Raw genomic sequence first — 219 nt, 5'->3', positions numbered from 1 at the left:
TGATGTAATTTTCGGCCTGACCGCGCGCGCAATAAATATCTTCGTACAACATGCCGGCATCGAGTCCTGGCAGCGAGGTCACGATGAAGCGCGTGTTCTCGCCAAGCGCCATGACCTCGGCCTTGAGCAGCACGCGCCAGGCCCTCGGCCACGAGCGCGCCTTGTAAGTAAATTCATCGAACAGACGCACCGCGTTTGGCGCCACGTCTTGCGATTGCG

1 protein-coding gene is annotated in these 219 nt (G+C 59.4%); it reads right to left on the bottom strand.

The window, feature by feature from the left end:
* On the bottom strand, positions 1-219 hold a 219-nt coding region (locus F2P45_RS37595), incomplete at both ends, for a transposase (protein ID WP_187367284.1).

The organism is Massilia mucilaginosa, assembly GCF_011682145.1.
GTDB lineage: Bacteria > Pseudomonadota > Gammaproteobacteria > Burkholderiales > Burkholderiaceae_D > Telluria_A > Telluria_A mucilaginosa.
The sequence above is the reverse complement of the archived record's forward strand: the minus strand, read 5'-3'. Positions and strand labels throughout refer to the sequence as shown.